Raw genomic sequence first — 19,568 nt, forward strand, 5'->3', positions numbered from 1 at the left:
CATCGCGTTGAAGCTGCGCTGCGGGATGACAAGAGATGGGCACGCATCGTGGGAAGAATGCAGATTCCTTCGCTGCGCTACGGAATGACACTAAGGAGTGTTGCGGCGTTGGTTATTGGCCCTGCACGGTGACGTTGAGGATGTGGTTGGACTCGCGGAGTTCGGGCATTGTGCCTCCGTTGAGGAGCACCTGGGTGGGACGGGCTTCAATGACGACGCGTTCGGTGGTGCTGCTGAGGCCGTTGATGTGAATGGTGCGAGTCACGCTGACGTCGCCTGCGCGCACGGTGAGGGGGACCTGCGCGGCGGCAGCGCCTTCGTTGCGGACGGTGACGGCGACGAGCCAGCCGGTGTTATGGCCCTTGCCCGCTTCGAGCAGGCGCGGTTCGACGGCGGCGATGGTGAGGTCCGGCAGGCCGCGGTCGCGGAAGACCCAGTCGTTGAAGAACCAGGTGAGGTCCTTGTGGCTGGTCTGCTCGATGAGGTGCTGGAAGGCTGTGGCCTGGGCTAGCGGGGTGTCGTGCGAAGGTGCCTGCGAGCGCCAGGTGGTGAGGGCGATCTGGAGAGGCTGGTCGCCGGTAATGGAGCGGAGTGCCCACCACATGGCAGCGGCCTTGCGGCGATAGTAGAGCTCGTCGGAGGCTGCAATGAGAGGCTGTCCGGCGGTGCCTGCGCTGAGGATGTCGGCTGCGGGTTCGGCGAGAGCGAGCGGGCGCAGCAGATCCTGCAAGGCCGCATTGGCTACGTCACGACCCTGGGTCTGCTCGGTGTAGACGAGCGTGAGGAACTGGGCGAGACCTTCGTCCATCCAGGGCTGACCTGTCTGCACCCAGGCGTGGGTAAGGCTGTGGAGCAGCGCAGTGGTGGACGAGGAGGAACTGAGTGCGGCCATGGGAGCTATGAGCAGCGGGCCGTCTTCAAAGGGCTGGCCGTCGTGGTCGATCAGCGTGAGCGGGGAGAGAGGATGCGGGCCGAGCCATTGCTGAAGGAACGGGGTGAGCGTTTGTGCGGCATCGGCGAGGCGCGGAATGGCGGCGTCGTCCGAGGTTTCGATGGCGAGGAGCTTGTCGGTGTCGGGCGCAGGGGCGGAGGTGCTGTAGGTGGAACTGCTAGATGGGCCGGTCGCGGCGATGAGGGCCTCGGGGTGTTCAACGACGAAGAGGCTAAGTGGGCGGAAACCGAGGGGTGCGGCCGAGAACTCAGCGGAGGCGATGCCGTTGCCGACAGCGACGGGAGCATCGCTGTCGTCGGAGACGGCGACGAGGGGGCGGCGCAGACCGCAGAAGTAGAGGGCGGTGGGTGGGTCGCCTTTGTACTCGAGAGCGACGCGGAGACGGACAGTGGCGGACTCTTCGCGGAGGCGGTTGGCGGCGATGGCCTGGAAGAGCTTGGCGCCGTCGCCGAGGAAGAACTGCGGCGAGGCGACCGGGTACCAGAGGACGTTGCCGAAGCCGCGCAGGGAGGTGGCGGTGGGGGTGATGGAGTCCCAGTCGGCGGCGATGGCCTGGTCGTGGGTGGCGCCGATGCGTTCGAGGCGGGTGCCGTCGACGGAGATGAGGCCTGCGTAGAGGGTGTCGAGGTCGAGCGAGGCACCGGGGGCGAGCGGGGCGGGCAGGTCGAGGACGAGCTCGTTGGCTTTGCCGGTGTGATCGGTGTCGGTTTCGAGCAGGTGCTGGACGATGGTCAGTGGGACGCGGGCCGCGCCGAGGAGGGTAGCACTCTGCCAGGTGAGCGACGAGGAGATCTGTAGGGCGAGGTGGGAGAGCGGGGCTGCCGAGTCGTTGCGTACGGTGAGGCGGGCGTGCATCTCCAGCTGGCTGCTGGCGGGGATGAGGCGGGCGTCGAGGTCGTACGCGGTGACGGTGAGGGCCGCGCGCTGCTCGTCGGAGAGGGCGGAGCCGGAGAGCTTGTCCTGCTCGGGGGTGGCTTCCGTAGCGGCGGGAGCTTTGGCGGCTGGCGGCTGGGCGGGGGAGTCAGCGGGCGCGGCTGCGGGGTCGGAGTGGCGCTCGAAGAGGATGGTGCCGTGGGGGTTAGGTTGGCCTGGTTCTGTGGTCGCGGGGGCGGCGGGAGTTGATTCGGGGCTGGCCGGAGCTGTCGCGGGGGGCGTGGTCTGCTGCGGGGTCGCTGATTGGGCGAAGGGGGTTAGGGTGCATCCGGAGAGGATGAAGGCGGTGACGAGGGTGCGGTGCGTGCGGTTCAATCGAGCAGATCTCCTGTTGCCGGGAAAGGGGTGACGCCGAGTGGTTGCTCTGGCGCATGCAGCCATGCCCTCCGGGGCTAAAGCCCATGTATTCGAGGGGTTCTTTTCGTACGGGCTAAAGCCCGTACCCTTCAAAGCTGAAGCCCGTGCTCTTCAACGCGGACTTGTTCCGAGGTTCGTGAAAGGGGACTGCTGGTTCGAACAAGAAGCAGGTCCTTCCACTTCGGCTCCGCTCTGTGTCAGAGGACAATGGTTTGGGAAGCTGATCCTTCCAGCGGACGAGCGTTACGACCCCAGGCCCTTGCGGGGTTTCATGGGTTTAGACGCTTCGGGCGGCGTAAGGGGGCGGCGGCGCTGGCGGAGGGCCTCGTACATGACGACGGCACCGGCGACGGAGACGTTGAGCGAGCTGACACTGCCGGCCATGGGGATGCGCAGGAGGTGGTCGCAGGTGCGCTTGATGAGGTCGTGGAGACCGGCGCCTTCGCTGCCGAGGACGAGGCAGGTGTCTTGCTTGAAGTCGAAGTCGGTGTAGTCTGGGGTGCCGCGCTCGTCGAGGCCGACGATCCAGACGTTGGCTTTCTTGAGGGTTTCGAGGGCGCGAGTGAGGTTGACGACCTGGGCGACGCGGACGTGCTCGGAGGCACCGGCGGAGCTTTTGGCGACGATGGCGGACAGGGGGGCGGAGCGGCGCTCGGTGATGATGATGCCGTCGACGCCGGAGCCGTCGGCGGAACGGATAAGCGCGCCGAAGTTGTGGGGGTCTTCGACGCCGTCGAGGGCAAGGAAGAAGCGGTAGCCGGAGGGACCGACCGGGGCGTTGATGAGGTCTTCGAGGGCGAGGAACTTGCGCTCGCGCAGGAAGGCGACGACGCCCTGGTGCATGTCGGTTTTGGCGTGCTTGTCGAGCTGGACGCGGGGTTCGGTGACGACGCGGACCTTGGCGGCGCTGGCGAGGTCGAGCAGGCGTTCCATGCGGGCGTCACGGCGGGCTTCGCGCTCGCGGGCGACGGAGATGTGGTCAATCTGGCGGGTGCCTGCGCGGAGGGCCTCTTCGACCGGGTGCAGACCGTATAAAACGTCCATGTTTCTAGTGTAGAGGAGGAAGGGCAGGGAGTAGGAAGTGGGGAATAGGGAGTAGGGAGAGAAAAATATTGTCCTTTCGCGACTTTTTCTTGACCGGGGGCGTCCTTACAATTGAGAGTGAAGACGCATGAGAACCTCCGTTGTGCTGACTGCCGAAGCCGTCGCCGAAATCAAGCGTGAAAACGCTGAGATTGCACGCGGACTGAAACGGCAGGACCCGGAGTTGATGGACCGGCTGATCGAGACGTATCAGCATCGGTTGATGCGGTATCTCATCTTTTTGACAAACAAGCGCGAGGTGGCCGAGGACCTGTTTCAGGAGGTCTGGATCCGGGTGCTTCGGCGCGGGTCGCAGTATAACGGCGAGGCGCGGTTCGACACTTGGATCTTCACGATTGCGCGCAACCTGGTGATCGATCTTTCGCGCAAGCGGACGATGGCGAGCCTGGATGAGATGCGTGAGGGCGGCGAGGATGAGCGGCCGTTCGAGATCGCGGAAGATACGCCTTCTCCACTGCAGCAGTTCGAGGGTCGCGAGAATGCGCAGGAGGTAGCGACGGTTCTGCTGACGCTGGAACCGAGCTATCGCGAGGTGCTGACGCTCCGGTTTCATGAGGAGATGTCGCTCGAAGAGATTGCCAGTGTGACGCGGGCTCCGCTGTCGACGGTGAAGTCGCGGCTGTATCGCGGTCTGGCGGCGTTGAAGCCGGAGCTGCTGAAGCTGCGGGCGCAGCGGCAGATGGCGGAGGGTCGGTGATGAACTCTCCGCAGTCGAAGGTGAAGGAAGCGACGCATCTGATGGACACGGACTTCGGCAATGCGCGGGCGTCGGTTGTGAACCGTGCGCATCGTGTGATTCGTGCGCAGGCGCTGATGATGCGGGAAGAGAAGCAGAAGAAGCAGAGCCTGTGGGTGCCGGTGGTGATCTTCTCGGCCTTGATGCTGGTGATGTGCTATGCGATCTGGTTTTTGCTGGACGGGTACGATCTGACGCCAAATGGCGTGCCGGATGCGAGTGACCAGATGATGATCTTCCTGCTGTGGTGTTTGCCGGTGACGGCGATGCTGCTGGGTACGGTGTGGTTCAAGCGCGGACGTGGGCGCGTGGGCGGAAACGGTGAGGTGACGCGATGAGTCCATGGAGCGTTCAGCCCCGTACGGATGGCCCGGGAGATGAAGATCTGCGTATGATTCCGCGCTGGTCGATGATTCTGGCGACGGTTCTGTTCATCGCGATGCAGTACGTGTTCCACGTGGTGATGCCGCACCACAAGCATGAGCTTTTGCCACTGCGCATCATGATGGGCTATGCGTGGGGAACGCTGGTGGCGAGCTATGCGCTGATGCTGGGCTATGTGAGCCGCGATGCGAAGCGCCGCGGGATGCCTGTCGGCATGTGGATGCTGGTTTGCGTGGTGGGCACGGGCGGTATCGGTGCGGTGGTGTACTTCATGCTGCGCCAGCCAATCTTGTCGCGCTGCCCGAACTGCTCGACGGAGATTGCGGCGGGAGACCACTTCTGCTCGCAGTGCCAGTTTCAGATGTCTCCGGTGTGCGGGCTTTGCCATCGCGGGGTGAAGATCACGGATGTGTTCTGCACGCAGTGTGGGCATGATCTGGCCGAGGACAATGCTCCGGCGCGGTTGCGGGTTTATAGCGATCAGTAGCAGATAGACGATCTCCCTCCGGGGCTAAAGCCCATTTTCTTTTCAATGGACAATATACGGACGGGCTGAAGCCCGTCCCCTTCAACGCATGCCTCTATGCAGGTAAATGCGGGCGTGACTGCGGTGGGTAGCTGCGCGTAGCATTGAGGGCATGCCTGTTCCGCTGACTGCGCTGATTATTGATGACGAACCTCTGGCCCGGCAGGAGTTGCAATATCTGCTGGATGCGGCGGGGGGCGTTTCGGTGGTGGGGCAAGGGGACAACGGGATCGATGCGGTTGAGTTGATTCGAACGCACAAGCCGGATGTGATCTTTCTCGATGTGCGGATGCCGGGGCTGGATGGCTTCGCTGTGTTGAAGAAGGTGCTGGCGCTCGACAAGAAGGCGAAGCTGCCACAGGTGGTGTTTGCAACGGCGTTCGATCAGTATGCGGTGAAGGCGTTCGAGGTGAACGCGGTCGATTATTTGCTGAAGCCCTTTGACAATAAGCGCGTGATCAAGACGCTGGAGAAGGTGCGGTCGCGGGTGGCGCAGCAGGAAAGTGTGCAGCCGGAGCGACTGGTGGTCGTGCCTGAGGTGCCCCTTGCGAAGAAGACCGAGGTGGCGAAGAAGCCTACGGGGTTTGCCGGGCTGGTGGCAGGGGCAGAGGCAAAGCTGGATGCTCTACTGAGGATGATGGAAGAACAGACGTCACTGGCACCGGCGAGTCCTTCTGTCGAGGGCGTGACGCAGGGGCGGACGGGGAAGATCGTCGTTCGAGCGCAGAGCAGACTGTTGCTGGTCGATCAGCGGGAGCTTTGTTTTGCTTCGATCGAAGAGGGAAGAATCTCGGTCGTCACGCGGACGCTGGAGGGCGAGTCGAACTGCAGGACGCTGGAGGAGTTGATGGACCAGCTTGATCCGGAGCAGTTCTGGCGGGCGCACCGGTCGTTCGTGGTGAACCTGCAGCACATTCGTGAGGTGGTGCCGTGGTTCAAGTCGAGTTACCAGCTGCGCATGGATGACCGCAAGCAGACGGAGATTCCGGTGAGCCGATCGCAGACGAAGCGGCTGCGCGAGTTGTTCAACCTGTAGGCTCCTGGGGGCTTACTTATCCGCACCCTCTGGGGCTAAACCGGCCATTTTATAGGCGTTATATGTACGGGCTGAAGCCCGTACCCTTCAAAGCAGGCATAATCGGAGTTCCGTCAGGGCGCCGGTGTCGTTGCAGGCGGAGCGACGTCCTGCGCCTTGTGGGCACCGTCGGAGGCGGAGCCGCTAGTAGCTGCGCGGGCGGCCAGTTTGCGTTCGCGCTTGTGCTCGCGCCAGGAGACGAAGTCGGGGTAGAACTCGATGAGCTCGGCTCCGACGATGCCTTCGGCGGTGGTGGTGAAGCCGCGGGAGATGGTCAGGCCTACGCCGCGGTCGGAGGCGGGGTAGTAGATGTTGGAGATAGCGCCGCCGATAAAATTGCCCGCGACGTTGGAGTAGTTTGGCTGGAGCTTGCCGTTATCGCCATGGCAGATGATGGTGGTGGAGGCGGCGTAGAAGAAGCGGTGCCAGCCGGATTTGCCGCTGGCGCGACCGAGCCGATAATAGCGCGGGTCCTGGTGGAGCAGGGACGGCAGGACGGCGTTGCCCCAGAAGTTGCCGTCGAAGCTATCGGCGTAGCTGGCACCGAAGCGCCGGGCGAGACCGCTGACGCCCCAGTGATACTCCGAGTATTCGTCTTCGGCTTCTTCGATGCCTGCGTCGGCGGCGGCGATGGCGAACTGGTAGGGATCTATGGAGCCGCGGAAGAAGAGGTGGAACTTCTGTCGGGGGGTGAGGGGCAGGGCCTTGTCGGCCTGGACGGAGTTGAAGGCCGGCAGGACACCGGCGATGCGCTGGTGCTCCTCTTCCTGAATCTGTTTGTCGCCGCGGGCCTTGCGCTGCTCGGCGGTCTCGGGCTGCTGAGGGTCGGCTGGTGTCTGCTGGGGCAAGGTGTTCTGCTGTTGCGAGCTGCTCTGGCCGAAGGACTCGAAGTCGACGGATGTGGAAGCTGCGGCATAGGCGGGCAACTGGGGACGAGGTGCGTCGGGCAGGTTGGCGGGGTCGGTTACCGACGCCGTGAGCTCTTGAGCGCCGAGTGAAGCAGAAATCATGAGGGCTGCAAGAGAGGCAAAGACAAACCTGCGTAAGATCAAGGGTCACCTAATGTCGAGCTATGAAGCTAAAAGATAAGACGGCTGTTTTGCAGCGCAGTTGCGGACTATCGTTTGCCGAGGTTTTCCGGGCAAGTCGTCTGCAGTTGGTCTTCTTTCAGCCTACCTGAATAGGCTGCCTTTGGCGCGGTATGCGGTGGGCTTGGTGGACGGTCGAGGCGATGAGCAAGTAGGCTAGGCTGCGAACGCAGAGCGGCAAATAGCTATGGGCGTAGAAAGTGAGAACGGATCGCGATGGGTCATTCGCTGGTATCGCCTTTTATGGGCGAGTTCATGGGTACGCTGGTGATTATCCTGCTGGGTAATGGCGTGGTGGCGGGCGTTCTGCTGAAGCGGTCAAAGGCAGAGGGTGCCGGTTGGCTGACGATTACGGCGGCGTGGGGGCTGGCGGTGTTTGCGGGAGTGTTTACCTCAACGGCGTGGGGGAGTGCGGATGCACACTTGAACCCGGCGATCACGGTGGCGGATGCGGTAATGACGGGGAATCCGCACAAGCTGCTGGTGTATATCCCGGCGCAGATCTTAGGAGCGATGGCGGGGCAGGTGCTGGTGTGGCTGGTGTTTATGCCGCATTGGGCGGTGACGGAGGATGCGGATGCGAAGCTGGCGTGCTTCTGCACGAGTCCAGCGATCCGCAAGCCGTTGTGGAATGCGGTGGCGGAGGTGATTGGGACGTTCACGCTGTTTCTGGTCATCCAGGCGATCACGTCGAAGGCGGCGGGCGGTGAGCATGGGTTGGCGATCGGGCTGTCGCCGTTTCTGGTGGGGATGCTGGTGTGGGGGATCGGTATGTCGCTGGGTGGAGTGACGGGTTATGCGATCAATCCGGCGAGGGACTTTGGGCCTCGACTGGCGCATATGTTATTGCCGATCCCGGGCAAACGGGATTCGGACTGGAGCTATGCGTGGGTGCCGATCGTGGGGCCAATTGTAGGTGGCGTGCTGGCCGCGTTGATGATTAAGATGCTGGGGTGATCAGAGGCGGCAGATGAGGAGTTCACGCTCGTAGATCATCTCGGAGGAGAGATGGTCGTGGAGCATGAGGAAGAGCTCTTCGTGGCCCATGATCTCGCGACGCCACTGCGCGCGGTCGACGGTCTGTAGGGTGTCGAAGGTGGCACGGGGGAAGTCGAGGCCCTGCCAGCGGATGTCTTCGAAGTAGGGTGTCCAGCCGATAGGGGTTTCCTTCCCTTGGGCGCGGCCACGGACGCGATCGATGATCCAGCAGAGGACGCGCATGTTTTCGCCGAAGCCGGGCCAGAGGAACTTGCCGTTTTCGTCGCGGCGGAACCAGTTGACGTGGAAGACGCGCGGGGTGGAGGCGAGTTCGCGCTGCATCTTGAGCCAGTGCCGGAAGTAGTCGCCCATGTGGTAGCCGCAGAAGGGCAGCATGGCCATGGGGTCTCGGCGGACGGTGCCGACGGGAGCGCCAGCGGCGGCTGTAGTTTCGGAGCCCATGGTGGCGCCGATGTACACGCCGGAGGACCAGTTGAAGGCCTGGTAGACGAGCGGCATGGTGGTGGGGCGGCGGCCACCGAAGATGATGGCGGAGATGGGCACGCCGGTGGGGTCTTCCCAGGCGGGGTCTATGCTGGGGCACTGGCTCGCCGGGGAGGTGAAGCGTCCGTTGGGGTGGGCGGCGGTGCGGCCGGTCTCTTTCGCGATGGCGGGTGTCCAGGGCTGACCGCGCCAGTCCAGACATTCTGCGGGAGGCTCGTCGGTCATGCCCTCCCACCAGACGCCGCCCTCGGGCGTGAGGGCCACGTTGGTGAAGATGCTGTTGCGAGCGAGGGTGGCCATGGCGTTGGGATTGGTTTTGGCGCTGGTGCCGGGGGCGACGCCGAAGAAGCCTGCCTCGGGATTGATGGCGCGGAGGTGGCCTTCCTTGTCAGGCTTGATCCAGGCGATGTCGTCGCCGACGGTCCAGACCTTCCAGCCTTCGAAGCCCTTGGGCGGGATCATCATGGCGAAGTTGGTCTTGCCGCAGGCCGAGGGGAAGGCTGCGGCGACGTAGGTCTTTTCGCCGGTGGGGGATTCGACGCCGACGATGAGCATGTGCTCGGCCATCCAGCCTTCGTCGCGCGCGATGTTGCTGGCGATGCGGAGGGCGAAGCACTTTTTGCCGAGCAGAGCGTTGCCGCCGTAGCCGGAGCCGTAGCTCCAGATCTCGCGGGTCTCAGGGAAGTGGACGATGTACTTCTGGTCGTTGCAGGGCCAGGGAACGTCGTGCTGGCCCGGCGCAAGCGGCGCACCGACGGTGTGCATACAGGGGACGACGCGCTTGGTGTCCTTATCGATTTCGGCCAGCACAGGCGCGCCGATGCGGGCCATGATGCGCATGTTGACGACGGCGTAGGCGGAGTCGGTAAGCTGCACGCCGATCTGCGACATAGGCGAACCGATGGGGCCCATGCTGTAGGCGAGCACATACATGGTGCGGCCCTTCATGCAGCCGCGGAAGAGCGACTTCAGCTTGCGGCGCATGACGAAGGGGTCTTCCCAGTTGTTGGTGGGGCCGGCGCTGTCTTTGGAAAGCGAGCAGATGAAGGTGCGGTCTTCGACGCGGGCGACATCGTTGGGAGCGGAGCGGGCGTAGAAGCAGCCGGGCCAGAGCTGCTGGTTCAGGCGGGTGAAGGTGCCTGCTTCGACGAGAAGGTTGCAGAGCGCGTCGTATTCGGCCTGCGAGCCGTCGATCCACTGCACGCGGTCGGGCTGGCAGAGGTCGGCCATCTTATCGACCCAGCGGATGAGGTGCTTGTTGGTCGTGGGCGGTGCGATGGTGGCGGCGCTCATGGTGTTCCCTCCCGAAAGACGTGAGTTTCGGTGCAGGGAGAATTATGCCGACCTTGAGCGCCGGGAGGGAAATGGTGGACGATAAACGGTGCGGTTGTGCTATCCCCGAAGCAGGTCCTTCGCTTGCACCCCAACGAACAAAGAACGTTCGCTGGGGACCCCGCCTGCGCTCAGGATGACAATGTCTACGGTATAAGCGTGAAGTTGAGGCGGAGGTTCTTGACGCCGGTGTAGGTGAGGTCGGTGCAGCTGTCGCAGTCCGGGGCGTGCTCGGCTGGTTTTGCGGAGAAGCCGTGTGCGTCGGTCTCGATGGTTGTGGTGAGGCCGGGAAGCGTCCACTTTGTCTGCGTGAGATCGGAGGGCTGTTTGTCGGTGTAGACGCGGAGGGTGATGTCGCCGTCGGTGGCGAGTGTGATGCCGGTCGCGTCGGCGACGGCGTCGATGTTGGGCGAGCGTGTGACCTTGATCCAGCCGACCTGGCCGGAGGGCATGCGCCATTGCGCGGTGGCGGGGTGGAACTGCGTGGCGTGGCCAGTATCCTTGGTGCGGCTGTCGAACTCGCCGCCCCAGATGGCGGAGTTGCCGAGCCAAGAGGTAGCGGTGCGCTGCGCGTCGATGGTGCGGACGAGCAGGTGCGGTGCGGGAAGATGGTGCAGGCGGGTCATGGCTTCGGCGGGGATGTGGGTGCCGAGCAGGGCAATCTGCGGAGCGAACCAGAGGTCGGCGACCTGCCATGTGGAGAGGGTGAGGTGCTCGGGTAACGGAGCGGTCTGCGCGCTCATGACGGAGCGGAGCCAGGTGCCGGTGGGCGTAACGTAGTTGGACATGTCCATGCCATAGGCGCGGTCGTAGGGGCCGACCATGTTGCGAAGGGCGGGATGATAGAAGCTGGCGATCTCGTTCCAGAGAGCGGCTTCCATGGTGCTGCCAATCTCGCGCATGTGCGGAGTGGACCCGTACTCACGCCAGAGGGCGAGGCCGTAGAGATCGACACCGTAGTAGGTGGGCGCGTTGAACTCGTTGAAGGTGCCGTGGAGGTTGAAGAGGCGGAAGACCTCGTCGTTCCAGTCAGAAGACTGTTTCAGCCAGTCGGCGTTGTTGTCGTGGACGGCTGCGAAGTTCCAGAGCGCGCCGTACATGAGGGCGATGTTGCTGTAGGACGGGACGAGGCGGCCGTCGTGCATCTCGCCGGTGATGGCGGCGTCGATCGAAGCGTACATACGCTGCTGGAGAGCGGCGGGAATCTTATTGGGGCACTCGATGAGGATGATCTCGAAGGTGGTGCCGATGAAGTGACGCCAGTTGGGATCGTAGCCGCGGAAGGCGGTGGTCGCGGGATGCGGTGTGGGCTCTTCGGGTGAGTACTTGAAGGTGCCGTACCACTTCACCTTGGGGTCGAGATATTGGTTGTCGAGGACGGTGCTGAGGATCTCGAGAGCGCGGGCGGTGTCTTCAGGATGCTTGCCGGAGCGGTCGCGCAGGAGCAGGCCGAGGGCGTACCAGCTGGATTCGCGCACCATGTAGGGTGTGACGCCAAGGTGGCCGTCATGCGGACGGGCGATGAGGTGGGCCTTCGCGTCGTAGCTGGCGTCCATGAGCTGCATGGAGGTGTCGAGAAGCTCGCGGGTGTTGGGAGACAGCGGCGCTGTGAGGGGATGGTGTTTGGGTGCGAGCTGCGCGGAGGCGAGGCTGGTGGTGAGGGTTAGTGCAAGGACGAAGGTGCTGAGTCGGTTCATGGTGTCACCAGAAGATGGTTAGAGCTTGATGAAGATCTTGCGCGAGTAAAGCCAGGCGACGGGCAGGCCGCAGAGTACGACGAAGAGGATGGAGTAGGTCATCGAGGTAAAGGATGGCGAGATGAGGTGCGGGAGCAGGTTGTAGAGGAGCTCCTGCAGATCGAGGCCCCCGGGCAAGTGGATAGCGGCGAGGACGAGGGCGAGGACTTCGGAGAGGATGTATGCGGTGAGGGCGTTGGTGCCGAAGACGAGGAAGGGTGTGAGTCCTCGGCGGAGACGGGTTGGGCCGTCGATGAGCCAGTAGAGCGATGCGAGGAGCAGGGTGGAGACGCCGCCAGCGAAGAGGACGTAGGAGCTGGTCCAGACACGCTTGTTGAGGGGAAACCAGTGCGACCAGAGAAGTCCGCCGCAGAGCAAAAGGACACCAGCGGTGAGCAGGAGGATGGTCTTGCGATTCGAGGAACGCGTGGTGCCTAAGACGGAGGCAGCGAGGACACCGAGCAGCGTGGTCGCTACGGAGGGGATGGTCGAGAGCAGGCCTTCGGGGTCGTAAACGGTGTGGCGATAGAGGTGCGCGGCTGGGACGAGTGTGCGGTCGAGCCAGGCGGCGAGGTTACCGGCGCGGTCGAGGATGGCGATGTCGACGCCTGGCATGCCGAAGCCGGGAACGCGAACGTGAACCATCAACCACCAGTAGCCGATGAGTGCGAGGGCTGCGATGACTGCGCTTGCGGCGAGGCCTCCGTAGAGGTAGACGATGCTCGCCAGAGCGTAGCAAAGGGCGATGCGTTGCAGGACGCCGTAGTAGCGGAGGTCGGCAAGGTGGAAGAAGGGCAGCGCGTTGAGCAGCAGGCCGATCGCGATGATGAGAAGAGCGCGGCGGAGCACTTGAAGCAGGATGACGTTTTTGTGAATGCCCTGCGCGAGACGCTTCCTGAAGGCGAGGTCGATAGAGGCTCCGACCATAAAGAGAAAGGTGGGGAAGACGAGGTCCGTGAGCGTGCAGCCGTTCCAGACGGAGTGGCGAAGCTGCGGGTAAGAGTCGCGACCGCTGCCGGCGTTGTTCACGGCGATCATGACGGCGACGGTGAGGCCACGCAGCACGTCGAGCGAGAGAAGGCGTTGGTGGAGCGGATTCGGATTGGAGGGGGTTTCAGTTGTCACAAGAGGCCGCTGATCATCTTAGAAGGGGCGACGTACTGATTGGATGGCAGGAGAGACGGATGCGGTCAAAAAAAAGGCCGGTTGTGCGGCATTCTCCAGAGGGAGCAGCCGCACAACCGGGAGCAGAGTTAGAAGGAGAACTTCGCGGCGAATTCGACGGTGCGCTGCTCGTAGGCAGGCGTACCGGAGATTCCGGTGATGGTGCCGACCGTCGACGTGTTGCTGATGGCGGCGTTCGGGGTAGCGAAGTTCGGATGGTTGAAGGTGTTGAAGGCGTCGGCACGAAGCTGCACGTTGTACTTCTGGTGGAACTTCGTGTTCTTCTGCAGGCTCATGTCCCAGTCCTGGAAGTGAGGTCCGCGGAGCATGTCATAGCCGGAGTTGCCGTAGGCCGCGCCAGCGACGCCTGCGGCGTTGGTGGGCGCGGTGAAGGCTGCAGGGTTGAACCACTCCTTCTTCGTCTTCACGGAGGGGTAAAGCGGCTGGCCGGGGACGATGCTTGCACGACCACTGACGAGGCCGACGTACTTCACGTTGGTGACGGGGTTGGTGTAGCTGCCCGGAGCGGTGTAGGTGACGGAGAAGGGCTGACCGCTCTGGATGTTGGTGATGCCGGAGAACTGCCAGCCGCTGACCAGCTTGTCGACCAGGTCGCCGGCGTTCGAGAGGAAGGTCTTACCCTTGCCGAAGGGCAGAAGGTAGGAATAGTTGAAGGTGAGCACCTGCGGCGTGATGCCGGCGATGGGGCCATAGGAGTCGCTGGGGTTGACGCCCGAGGGGTTTTCCAGGTTCTCCGTACCGAGGACGCGAGTCCACTGGTACTCGGCACCGATGGTGAGGCCGTGGCTGTACTGCTTGTGAAGGCCGACCTGCAGTGAGTTTTCGTTGCTGTGGAAGATCGGAGCCATCAGGTAGTTGATGGCGGCGAAGGGCTGCACATTGTAGGTGCTCTGCACGGTGGAGGTGGTGAGGACCGGCTGGGCGGGCAAGTTGAGGTTCGGGTTGTAGTTGCCCGAGCCGCCGTAGTTGTTCTGCTTGAGGTTGTGCTGTCCGACGTAGCCAACGCGCAGATCGAGCTCGTGCGGGAACTGGTGCTCGACGGTGAGGTTGTACTGCTCGGTGTAGGGGGTCGTGGTCTTGGCCTGCGCGTAGACGGACGGGTTGGAGCTGAAGGCTCCGGTTGCCGAGAACGGGTTTGCCATCGTGAAGGCAGGCGTGCCGGTTGCGTTGGTGAAGGTCTGCGCGCCGGTGAAGGGCAGGTTGTTGAAGGCGCCGGTGCCTACGTAAGAAGCGGGCAGCAGATTGAAGTAGATGCCGAACGCGCCGCGGATGACGGTGTTGGGCAGCGCTTCATAGGCGAAGCCGAGGCGAGGAGCCACATTGTTCTTGTCCTGGCCGAGATAGCTGAAGATGTTCGTCGGCAGACCTACGGACGGAGCGAGGACGGTGGGCACCGCAGCCTGGAGGCTGGGGATGGCGTTAGAAGGATAGGCGCTGGCGAAGACAACGACTTCCTTCAAGGACGGCACGTACAGCGAGTTGGTGTTGTACGGGCTGGGGCGGAACCACTGCAGGTCATAGCGCAGGCCGGCGTTGATGGTCAGCTTCGGGGTGGGCTTCCAGTCGTCCTGGACGAACAGGCCGTACTGCGCCGAGATGTTGCGGGTGATGTAGTTGTTGGGAGTCGGCTTCTGCGTGCTGGCGGGATCGCCGAGCAGGAAGTCCGCCAATGCGTTGCCGCTGTAGGTGCCGGTGAAGTTGTAGGCGCCGCGAGCGGGGGTCTGCGCTGCGTCGTTCCAGTGGTTGTCGTAGAGGTAGGAGAAGCCGACCTTGATGGTGTGCTTGGCGAGGACCTTGGTGACGGCGGTGTTGATCTGGGCGACCTGCTCGAGATCCTTGGAGCCGGACTCGGAGACGGCGGTGATGTTGGTGATGCTGATCTGCGGAGCGCCTTCGATCAGCTCTGCGCCGAGGCCGGGGATGATCGAAGCGAAGTCGGTTTTGTAGTTCTGCGGGGTGCGATAGATCGGCAGATGGAAGTAGGAGGCGTAGGTGTCGATGAGCAGCGTGGGCGAGAAGGTGTGCGTGTAGCCGACGATGAAGTTGCTGTTGTGCTCGCCGTCCTGCGCGTTGCCGCCCTGCAGGCTGTCAGCACCCTGAGTGGCGTTGGGACCGTAGAAGGCACGCAGCCAGGTGAAGCGGATCTGGTCCTTATCGCTGATCTTGTGATCGAGGCGCAGAGAGAAGCGCGACGACTGGCTGAGTTCCTGCACCTGCTCATAGGTGTTGGTGCCACAGCCCGCTTGTGTGGGCTTGGGGTAGAGCAGGGTGAGCAGCTGCTGGTCGACGGCGCTGAGCGGATCGGTGATGATGTTGCCAGCATAGGGCAGACCGGTGGTCGGGCTTTTGATGATGGTGCTGGTCGTGGTCGCATTGCAGGCACCGCCTGCCAGCAACTCGCTGAAGTTGCCCTGGCGCTCGAGGAGCGTGGGCTGCTGTGTGCTTAGTGCGTAGGACTGCGTCAGATGGAAGCCTTCGTACGCTGCGAAGAAGAAGCTGCGGTTGCGGCCGTCGTAGACGTGCGGGATGAAGATGGGGCCGGAGAGGTTGCCGCCGTACTCGTTGCGCTCGTAGGGGGGACGGGGCGAAGCGCCGTTGAAGTAGCTCTTGGCCGAGGTGCCCTTGGAGCGGTTGTACTCAAGCGCTTCGCCGTGCAGCTGGTTGCCGCCGCTGGCCGAGACCACGATGATCTGGGCGGGCTGGTTGAACTCTGCCGGAGCGCCGGTGCTGAGCACCTTGAACTGGCCGATGGCGTCGATCGAGGGAACTTCGCCTTCGCCGCGCTGCAGGGTGACTTCCTGGTTGGTGACGCCGTCGAGGGTGGAGCCGAGGCTGCCGTAGGAGTTACGACCGCCCGTACCGACCGCAACGGTGACACCGCGGGTGGCCAGCTGGTCCTGCGCGCCGGAGTTCTGGACGCCGGGAGCGAGGGCGATGAGACCGACGATGCTGAGGCGACCGTTGAGCGGGGTGTTCTGGATGGCCTGGCTGTCGATGACGAGGCCGACCGAGGAGTCTTCGGTCTGGATGACGGGTGGAGCGCCGGTGACCATGACAGTCTCGCCAGAGGAGCCGACTTCGAGAGCGGCGTTGATCTGGGCGGTCTGGTCGATGGCGAGCGTCAGCTTCTGCTGCTGGTAGCTCTTGAAGGCGTCCTTGTCGATCTTGACGGTGTAGTCGCCGGGAGCCAGCTGCGGCACGGTAAAGGAACCGGTGTCCGAGGTGGTGGTGGTGTGAACGCTGTTGGTGCTGATCTGGGTGATGGTGACGGTTGCGCCGGGGATGGCGGCGCCGGTCGAGTCGGTGACGTTGCCTGTGATGGAGCCGGTGATGCCCTGAGCGGAAGCGTGAGACGCAAAGGCCAGGGCGACCACGAGGGTCAGGCTGCAGAGAACGGACGTCAGCCAGGACGCTGCGCTCCGCCGGTTGCGGATGGGGGACGTCGGTACTGGCTTCTCCAGAAGGTGATTCATAGTGCTCCTCTCGGGTGCCCGGTGTGTCCCGGAGCGAACCCGCGGCGTAGAACGCCATAATTGGGTGGTGAAAAAACACTTGGTACTCAAGTGCGACCGATGCTGCCTATCGCGAACGACCGTGGGCAAGTCAATTTACAGTGAGCCTTGTGTAAGGAGTCACGTTAGGCGTTTTCCCTGCGATGGAAGGCCAGGTTAGGCCTCTTTACAAGGGTCTTTACGCAAGAAAATGAGCCAGTCAGCGCTAAGAAGAAGCGGCCAACTGGCTCATTTCAAACAGGCGTTACGGTTATTCCGGTTTTGACAGCCTGACCAGTATAGAGAGTTGAGGCAACGGCTGTCGTGCGGGAAGAAGGGCTACCGGAGAAGGGCGCTGGCTGCCCAGAGGACGGGTGCCTGTCCGTGGAAGTCACCGGTGCGGCGCTTGCGGGCGAGGTAGTAGGGCAGGCTGTTCTCCTTGCCGGTGCCTTCGCAGACCTGAGTGACGTCGCTGTTCTGGTCGACGTAACCGACGGCCGCTATCCAGCCCTTGCGGGCGGCGGGGCCGTAGGTGGGCCCGTCGAGCCAGCCGTTCTTGACGCCGGTGATCATGGCAAAGGTGAACATGGCGGAGGAGGAGCTTTCGGACCAGGACTCGTCCCGGTCGATCAGCTGGCCCCAGGAACCGTCCTTGCGCTGGAATTTCAGCAGGGAGGCCATCATCTTTTTGTAGCCGGCGAGGATGCGGGCACGCTGCGGGTGGTCGGCGGGTAGTGTGCGAAGCATCTCGGCCATCCCGGCGGCGACCCAGCCGTCACCGCGACCCCAATAGTAGGGAACGTCGGGGGCATGGAAGAAGAGGCCGTTGGGCTGTTGCAGTTTGTCGAGGTACGACACCATCTCCTTCGCATCGCGATCGAGATACTTCTTATCCCCGGTGGCGCGGTAGGCCTCGAGCTGGAGCATGGTCAGCATGTACATGTCGTCGATCCAGTAGCGGGTTTCGGCGGACAGGCCGTCGGGCTGCGGGTTCTCCCACTGGCGGTCGGCCCAGCCCTTGCCCACGGCGAGGAACTTCGGGTCTTTGGTCTGGATGGCGATCTCGAGGGGGGCGACGCCGAAGATGGAGTCGTCGACGTGGTGGCGCGTGGGTGTGCGCTCGACCTCGGCTCCGCCGGGCATGAGAGGCTCAAACTTCTTGATGAGCTCATCGCGGAGCTTGGTGTCGTGGGTGAGCTCGGCAAAGGTCAGCGCACCGTACCAGGTGCAGATCTCGGAGTAGTGGATAGTGGCGGTGTACTGGTGGGGGCTGGTGACGAAGTGCTCGCCGAGGGCCTTGCCGACCTCCTGGGGCGAGGTTCCAGCGGGCCAGTTGGAGAAGTAGTCGCCTTGGGCTGCGGTTGCTGTCTTCTGGGCGAGGGCGGAGGTAGCGCAGAGGACGGTCGCGAAGACTGTGGTGAGGGCGGCGAGACGGCGGATCGGCTGTGAAACGTTCATCGTGCGAGAACTCCTGCTGGCGTTTGGCAGGCGTGAAGAAAATCGCCTGCGACGGGCTAACTGTATATGTTTGCAGCAAGGCTCGTCATCTATAAAGCAGTGAGGAGACCGGAGTGAGAAGACAGGAGTGCAAGCAAAGCCCCGCATCTCTCCGGGGCTTTGCTCACTTCTCAATCCTGTCTTCTCACTGTCCCTTAGACCTCTACCCATTCGCGCAGGAGGTTGTGATACACGCCGGTGAGGTCTACGAGTGAGGCGTGGTTGGGCAGGTCGGTGCCGACCTTCTGGATGGCTAGATCGAGGTTGAGCAGGAGGCTGCGCTGGGCGTCGCTGCGGATCATGCTCTGCAGCCAGAAGAAGGAGCTGACGCGGCTGCCGCGGGTAACGGGCGTGACGCGGTGCAGGCTGGTGGAGGGGTAGAGCACCATGTGGCCTGCCGGGAGTTTTACGGAGTGAGATCCGTAGGTGTCGTCGATGATGAGCTCGCCGCCGTCGTACTCCTCGGGGCTGCTGAGGAAGAGGGTCATGGAGAGGTCGGTGCGAATCTGCTCGCCGGTGGCGGTGACGCGGCGCACGGCGTTATCGACGTGGTTGCCGAAGGAGTGGCCGCCGTCGTAACGATTGAAGAGCGGCGGAAAGATCTTGGCCGGCAGAGCGGCTGCGAAGAACAACGGGTTGCGGTGCAGCGCGTAGACGATCTTGCGGCCCAGCTCGATGCCGACGGGGTTCGACTCCGGGAGTTGCATGTTCTGCTTGACCTGAGCGGACTGGAAACCGGCTGTTACCTTGCCGTCGACCCAGCTGGTAGCGTCGAGTTCTTTGCGGGCCTGGGCGACCTCTTCCTGCGTGAGTACGTTGGGAATTTGAATCAGCATGGTGTTACCTCGTTATCTCTTGCATCGGTGTAGTGGCCGTCGGCTCTGCGAACGGCACGGTGGCAAACTCTGAGGGTGGAAGCTCATCGAGCGAGGCCGCAAACTCGCGGACCGCTGCTTGCGGATACTCCGCGAGAGACTTCTTCATCTTGCCGATGAAAGCGGCGGTCGCTGTGTGAGGGACCTGGCGCAGCCAGTGCAGAGCGCCCAACAGGTCGTGTTCCTGAAGTAGGAAGCGAGCGTAGTTGAACTGGCCGCGGAAGTCGCCGCTGATAGCTGCGCGGCGATAGTGCTCTCGCGCGGTGGCACGGTTCTGCGTGACGACCCATCCGTCCTCGTAGAAGCTGCCGAGGATGTTGATGGACTTTACGTGGCCCAGTGCCTCCGCCTGGCGAAACCAGAGGTAGGCTGCGGTCTTGTCTTGGGGCACTCCACCTTCGCCCAGCGTGAGCAGCGTGGCGAGGTTGTACATGCCCCAGTCGAGACCGTGCTCGGCGGCTTTACGGAACCACTTTTCAGCGAGACGTTTGCTGGGAGCGACTCCCCAGCCCTGATCGAAGCAGCGACCCGCCATGTTCATGGCCATCACGTTGCCGCCGTGTGCGGCACGCTCGAACCAGTGCAGAGCGGCGGTCATGTTGCGGTCGCAGAGTTTGCCGTCCAGCAGCATCTGGCCGTAGATGACCTGGGCCTGATGCACGCCGCGCTCAGCAGCGGCGCGCACCAGGTCCAGCGAGTTGTCTTCGTTCTCTTGCATGGTTTTTCGTTGCGTTGGATTGTCATCCTGAGCGAGAAGCAGCTCCTTCGCTGCGCTCAGGATGACAACGGGAAAGGGCTAGAAGGACAGTTATAGG

The 19,568-nt window shown here is 63.1% G+C and carries 15 protein-coding genes; 5 read left to right on the forward strand and 10 right to left on the reverse strand.

Annotated elements, in window-relative coordinates; all coding sequences use genetic code 11:
- Positions 1-112 precede the first annotated feature (112 nt).
- Both OHL14_RS19830 and rlmB read right to left on the reverse strand, forming a co-directional pair.
- The gene (locus OHL14_RS19830; protein ID WP_263381109.1) at positions 113-2,200 is read right to left on the reverse strand and encodes a hypothetical protein; all 2,088 of its coding nucleotides are present in this window, start codon (positions 2,198-2,200) and stop codon (positions 113-115) included.
- A gap of 285 nt (positions 2,201-2,485) precedes the next feature.
- A complete protein-coding gene (gene rlmB, locus OHL14_RS19835; protein ID WP_263381110.1) occupies positions 2,486-3,286 on the reverse strand; it encodes a 23S rRNA (guanosine(2251)-2'-O)-methyltransferase RlmB in 801 nt (266 codons plus the stop codon).
- Between the two features lie 127 nt (positions 3,287-3,413).
- Between rlmB and OHL14_RS19840 the strand changes: the two genes are divergently transcribed.
- The 4 genes from OHL14_RS19840 (at position 3,414) to OHL14_RS19855 (ending at position 6,028) form a co-directional block, all read left to right on the forward strand.
- Positions 3,414-4,043 carry an RNA polymerase sigma factor gene (locus OHL14_RS19840; protein ID WP_263381111.1) on the forward strand — a complete coding sequence of 210 codons (630 nt, stop codon included), beginning with the start codon at positions 3,414-3,416 and terminating at the stop codon, positions 4,041-4,043.
- Positions 4,043-4,420 (forward strand): hypothetical protein, encoded by a 378-nt coding sequence (locus OHL14_RS19845; protein ID WP_263381112.1) that lies wholly within the window; start codon positions 4,043-4,045, stop codon positions 4,418-4,420. Before OHL14_RS19840 ends, OHL14_RS19845 begins: the two co-directional genes overlap by 1 nt.
- Positions 4,417-4,953 (forward strand): double zinc ribbon domain-containing protein, encoded by a 537-nt coding sequence (locus OHL14_RS19850; protein WP_263381113.1) that lies wholly within the window; start codon positions 4,417-4,419, stop codon positions 4,951-4,953. The genes OHL14_RS19845 and OHL14_RS19850 overlap by 4 nt, the downstream gene beginning before the upstream one ends.
- 151 nt (positions 4,954-5,104) lie before the next feature.
- Positions 5,105-6,028: a LytR/AlgR family response regulator transcription factor gene (locus tag OHL14_RS19855; RefSeq protein WP_263381114.1), complete on the forward strand. Its 924-nt coding sequence runs from the start codon at positions 5,105-5,107 to the stop codon at positions 6,026-6,028.
- A 113-nt stretch (positions 6,029-6,141) separates the two neighbouring features.
- Here the strand turns inward: OHL14_RS19855 and OHL14_RS19860 are convergent, their stop codons facing one another.
- The gene (locus tag OHL14_RS19860; RefSeq protein ID WP_263381115.1) at positions 6,142-7,077 is read right to left on the reverse strand and encodes a hypothetical protein; all 936 of its coding nucleotides are present in this window, start codon (positions 7,075-7,077) and stop codon (positions 6,142-6,144) included.
- A gap of 294 nt (positions 7,078-7,371) precedes the next feature.
- Between OHL14_RS19860 and OHL14_RS19865 the strand changes: the two genes are divergently transcribed.
- Positions 7,372-8,112, forward strand: a complete 741-nt coding sequence (locus tag OHL14_RS19865; RefSeq protein ID WP_263381116.1) for an MIP/aquaporin family protein — start codon at positions 7,372-7,374, stop codon at positions 8,110-8,112.
- On the opposite strand, the gene OHL14_RS19870 is transcribed toward OHL14_RS19865, so the two are convergent.
- The 7 genes from OHL14_RS19870 to OHL14_RS19900 all read right to left on the reverse strand — a co-directional run bounded on the left by OHL14_RS19870 (position 8,113) and on the right by OHL14_RS19900 (position 19,471).
- Positions 8,113-9,930: a phosphoenolpyruvate carboxykinase (GTP) gene (locus OHL14_RS19870; protein ID WP_263381117.1), complete on the reverse strand. Its 1,818-nt coding sequence runs from the start codon at positions 9,928-9,930 to the stop codon at positions 8,113-8,115.
- 185 nt (positions 9,931-10,115) lie between these two features.
- Entirely contained in the window at positions 10,116-11,666 is a 1,551-nt protein-coding gene (locus OHL14_RS19875; protein ID WP_263381118.1) for a hypothetical protein, read from the reverse strand.
- A gap of 18 nt (positions 11,667-11,684) precedes the next feature.
- Positions 11,685-12,830: an acyltransferase family protein gene (locus OHL14_RS19880; RefSeq protein ID WP_263381119.1), complete on the reverse strand. Its 1,146-nt coding sequence runs from the start codon at positions 12,828-12,830 to the stop codon at positions 11,685-11,687.
- A 128-nt stretch (positions 12,831-12,958) separates the two neighbouring features.
- A complete protein-coding gene (locus OHL14_RS19885) occupies positions 12,959-16,363 on the reverse strand; it encodes a TonB-dependent receptor (protein ID WP_263381120.1) in 3,405 nt (1,134 codons plus the stop codon).
- Positions 16,364-16,720: 357 nt separating this feature from the next.
- Positions 16,721-17,839, reverse strand: coding sequence for a glycoside hydrolase family 88/105 protein (locus tag OHL14_RS19890; RefSeq protein WP_263381121.1), 1,119 nt, complete (start codon positions 17,837-17,839; stop codon positions 16,721-16,723).
- Between the two features lie 194 nt (positions 17,840-18,033).
- On the reverse strand, positions 18,034-18,714 hold the full coding sequence (locus OHL14_RS19895; RefSeq protein WP_263381122.1) for a Fe2+-dependent dioxygenase: 681 nt from the start codon (positions 18,712-18,714) through the stop codon (positions 18,034-18,036).
- 4 nt (positions 18,715-18,718) lie between these two features.
- The gene (locus OHL14_RS19900; protein WP_263381123.1) at positions 18,719-19,471 is read right to left on the reverse strand and encodes a tetratricopeptide repeat protein; all 753 of its coding nucleotides are present in this window, start codon (positions 19,469-19,471) and stop codon (positions 18,719-18,721) included.
- Positions 19,472-19,568 lie beyond the last annotated feature (97 nt).

Source organism: Granulicella paludicola, from assembly GCF_025685545.1.
Taxonomy (GTDB): Bacteria; Acidobacteriota; Terriglobia; order Terriglobales; family Acidobacteriaceae; genus Granulicella; species Granulicella paludicola.

What these genes read in the sequence shown, in the direction of transcription:
- rlmB (WP_263381110.1), bottom strand. Translation starts at nt 3,286, where the DNA reads ATGGACGTTTTATACGGTCTGCACCCGGTCGAAGAGGCCCTCCGCGCA.
- OHL14_RS19840 (WP_263381111.1), top strand. Translation starts at nt 3,414, where the DNA reads ATGAGAACCTCCGTTGTGCTGACTGCCGAAGCCGTCGCCGAAATCAAG.
- OHL14_RS19845 (WP_263381112.1), top strand. Translation starts at nt 4,043, where the DNA reads ATGAACTCTCCGCAGTCGAAGGTGAAGGAAGCGACGCATCTGATGGAC.
- OHL14_RS19850 (WP_263381113.1), top strand. Translation starts at nt 4,417, where the DNA reads ATGAGTCCATGGAGCGTTCAGCCCCGTACGGATGGCCCGGGAGATGAA.
- OHL14_RS19855 (WP_263381114.1), top strand. Translation starts at nt 5,105, where the DNA reads ATGCCTGTTCCGCTGACTGCGCTGATTATTGATGACGAACCTCTGGCC.
- OHL14_RS19860 (WP_263381115.1), bottom strand. Translation starts at nt 7,077, where the DNA reads ATGATTTCTGCTTCACTCGGCGCTCAAGAGCTCACGGCGTCGGTAACC.
- OHL14_RS19865 (WP_263381116.1), top strand. Translation starts at nt 7,372, where the DNA reads ATGGGTCATTCGCTGGTATCGCCTTTTATGGGCGAGTTCATGGGTACG.
- OHL14_RS19870 (WP_263381117.1), bottom strand. Translation starts at nt 9,930, where the DNA reads ATGAGCGCCGCCACCATCGCACCGCCCACGACCAACAAGCACCTCATC.
- OHL14_RS19875 (WP_263381118.1), bottom strand. Translation starts at nt 11,666, where the DNA reads ATGAACCGACTCAGCACCTTCGTCCTTGCACTAACCCTCACCACCAGC.
- OHL14_RS19885 (WP_263381120.1), bottom strand. Translation starts at nt 16,363, where the DNA reads ATGAATCACCTTCTGGAGAAGCCAGTACCGACGTCCCCCATCCGCAAC.
- OHL14_RS19890 (WP_263381121.1), bottom strand. Translation starts at nt 17,839, where the DNA reads ATGAACGTTTCACAGCCGATCCGCCGTCTCGCCGCCCTCACCACAGTC.
- OHL14_RS19895 (WP_263381122.1), bottom strand. Translation starts at nt 18,714, where the DNA reads ATGCTGATTCAAATTCCCAACGTACTCACGCAGGAAGAGGTCGCCCAG.
- OHL14_RS19900 (WP_263381123.1), bottom strand. Translation starts at nt 19,471, where the DNA reads ATGCAAGAGAACGAAGACAACTCGCTGGACCTGGTGCGCGCCGCTGCT.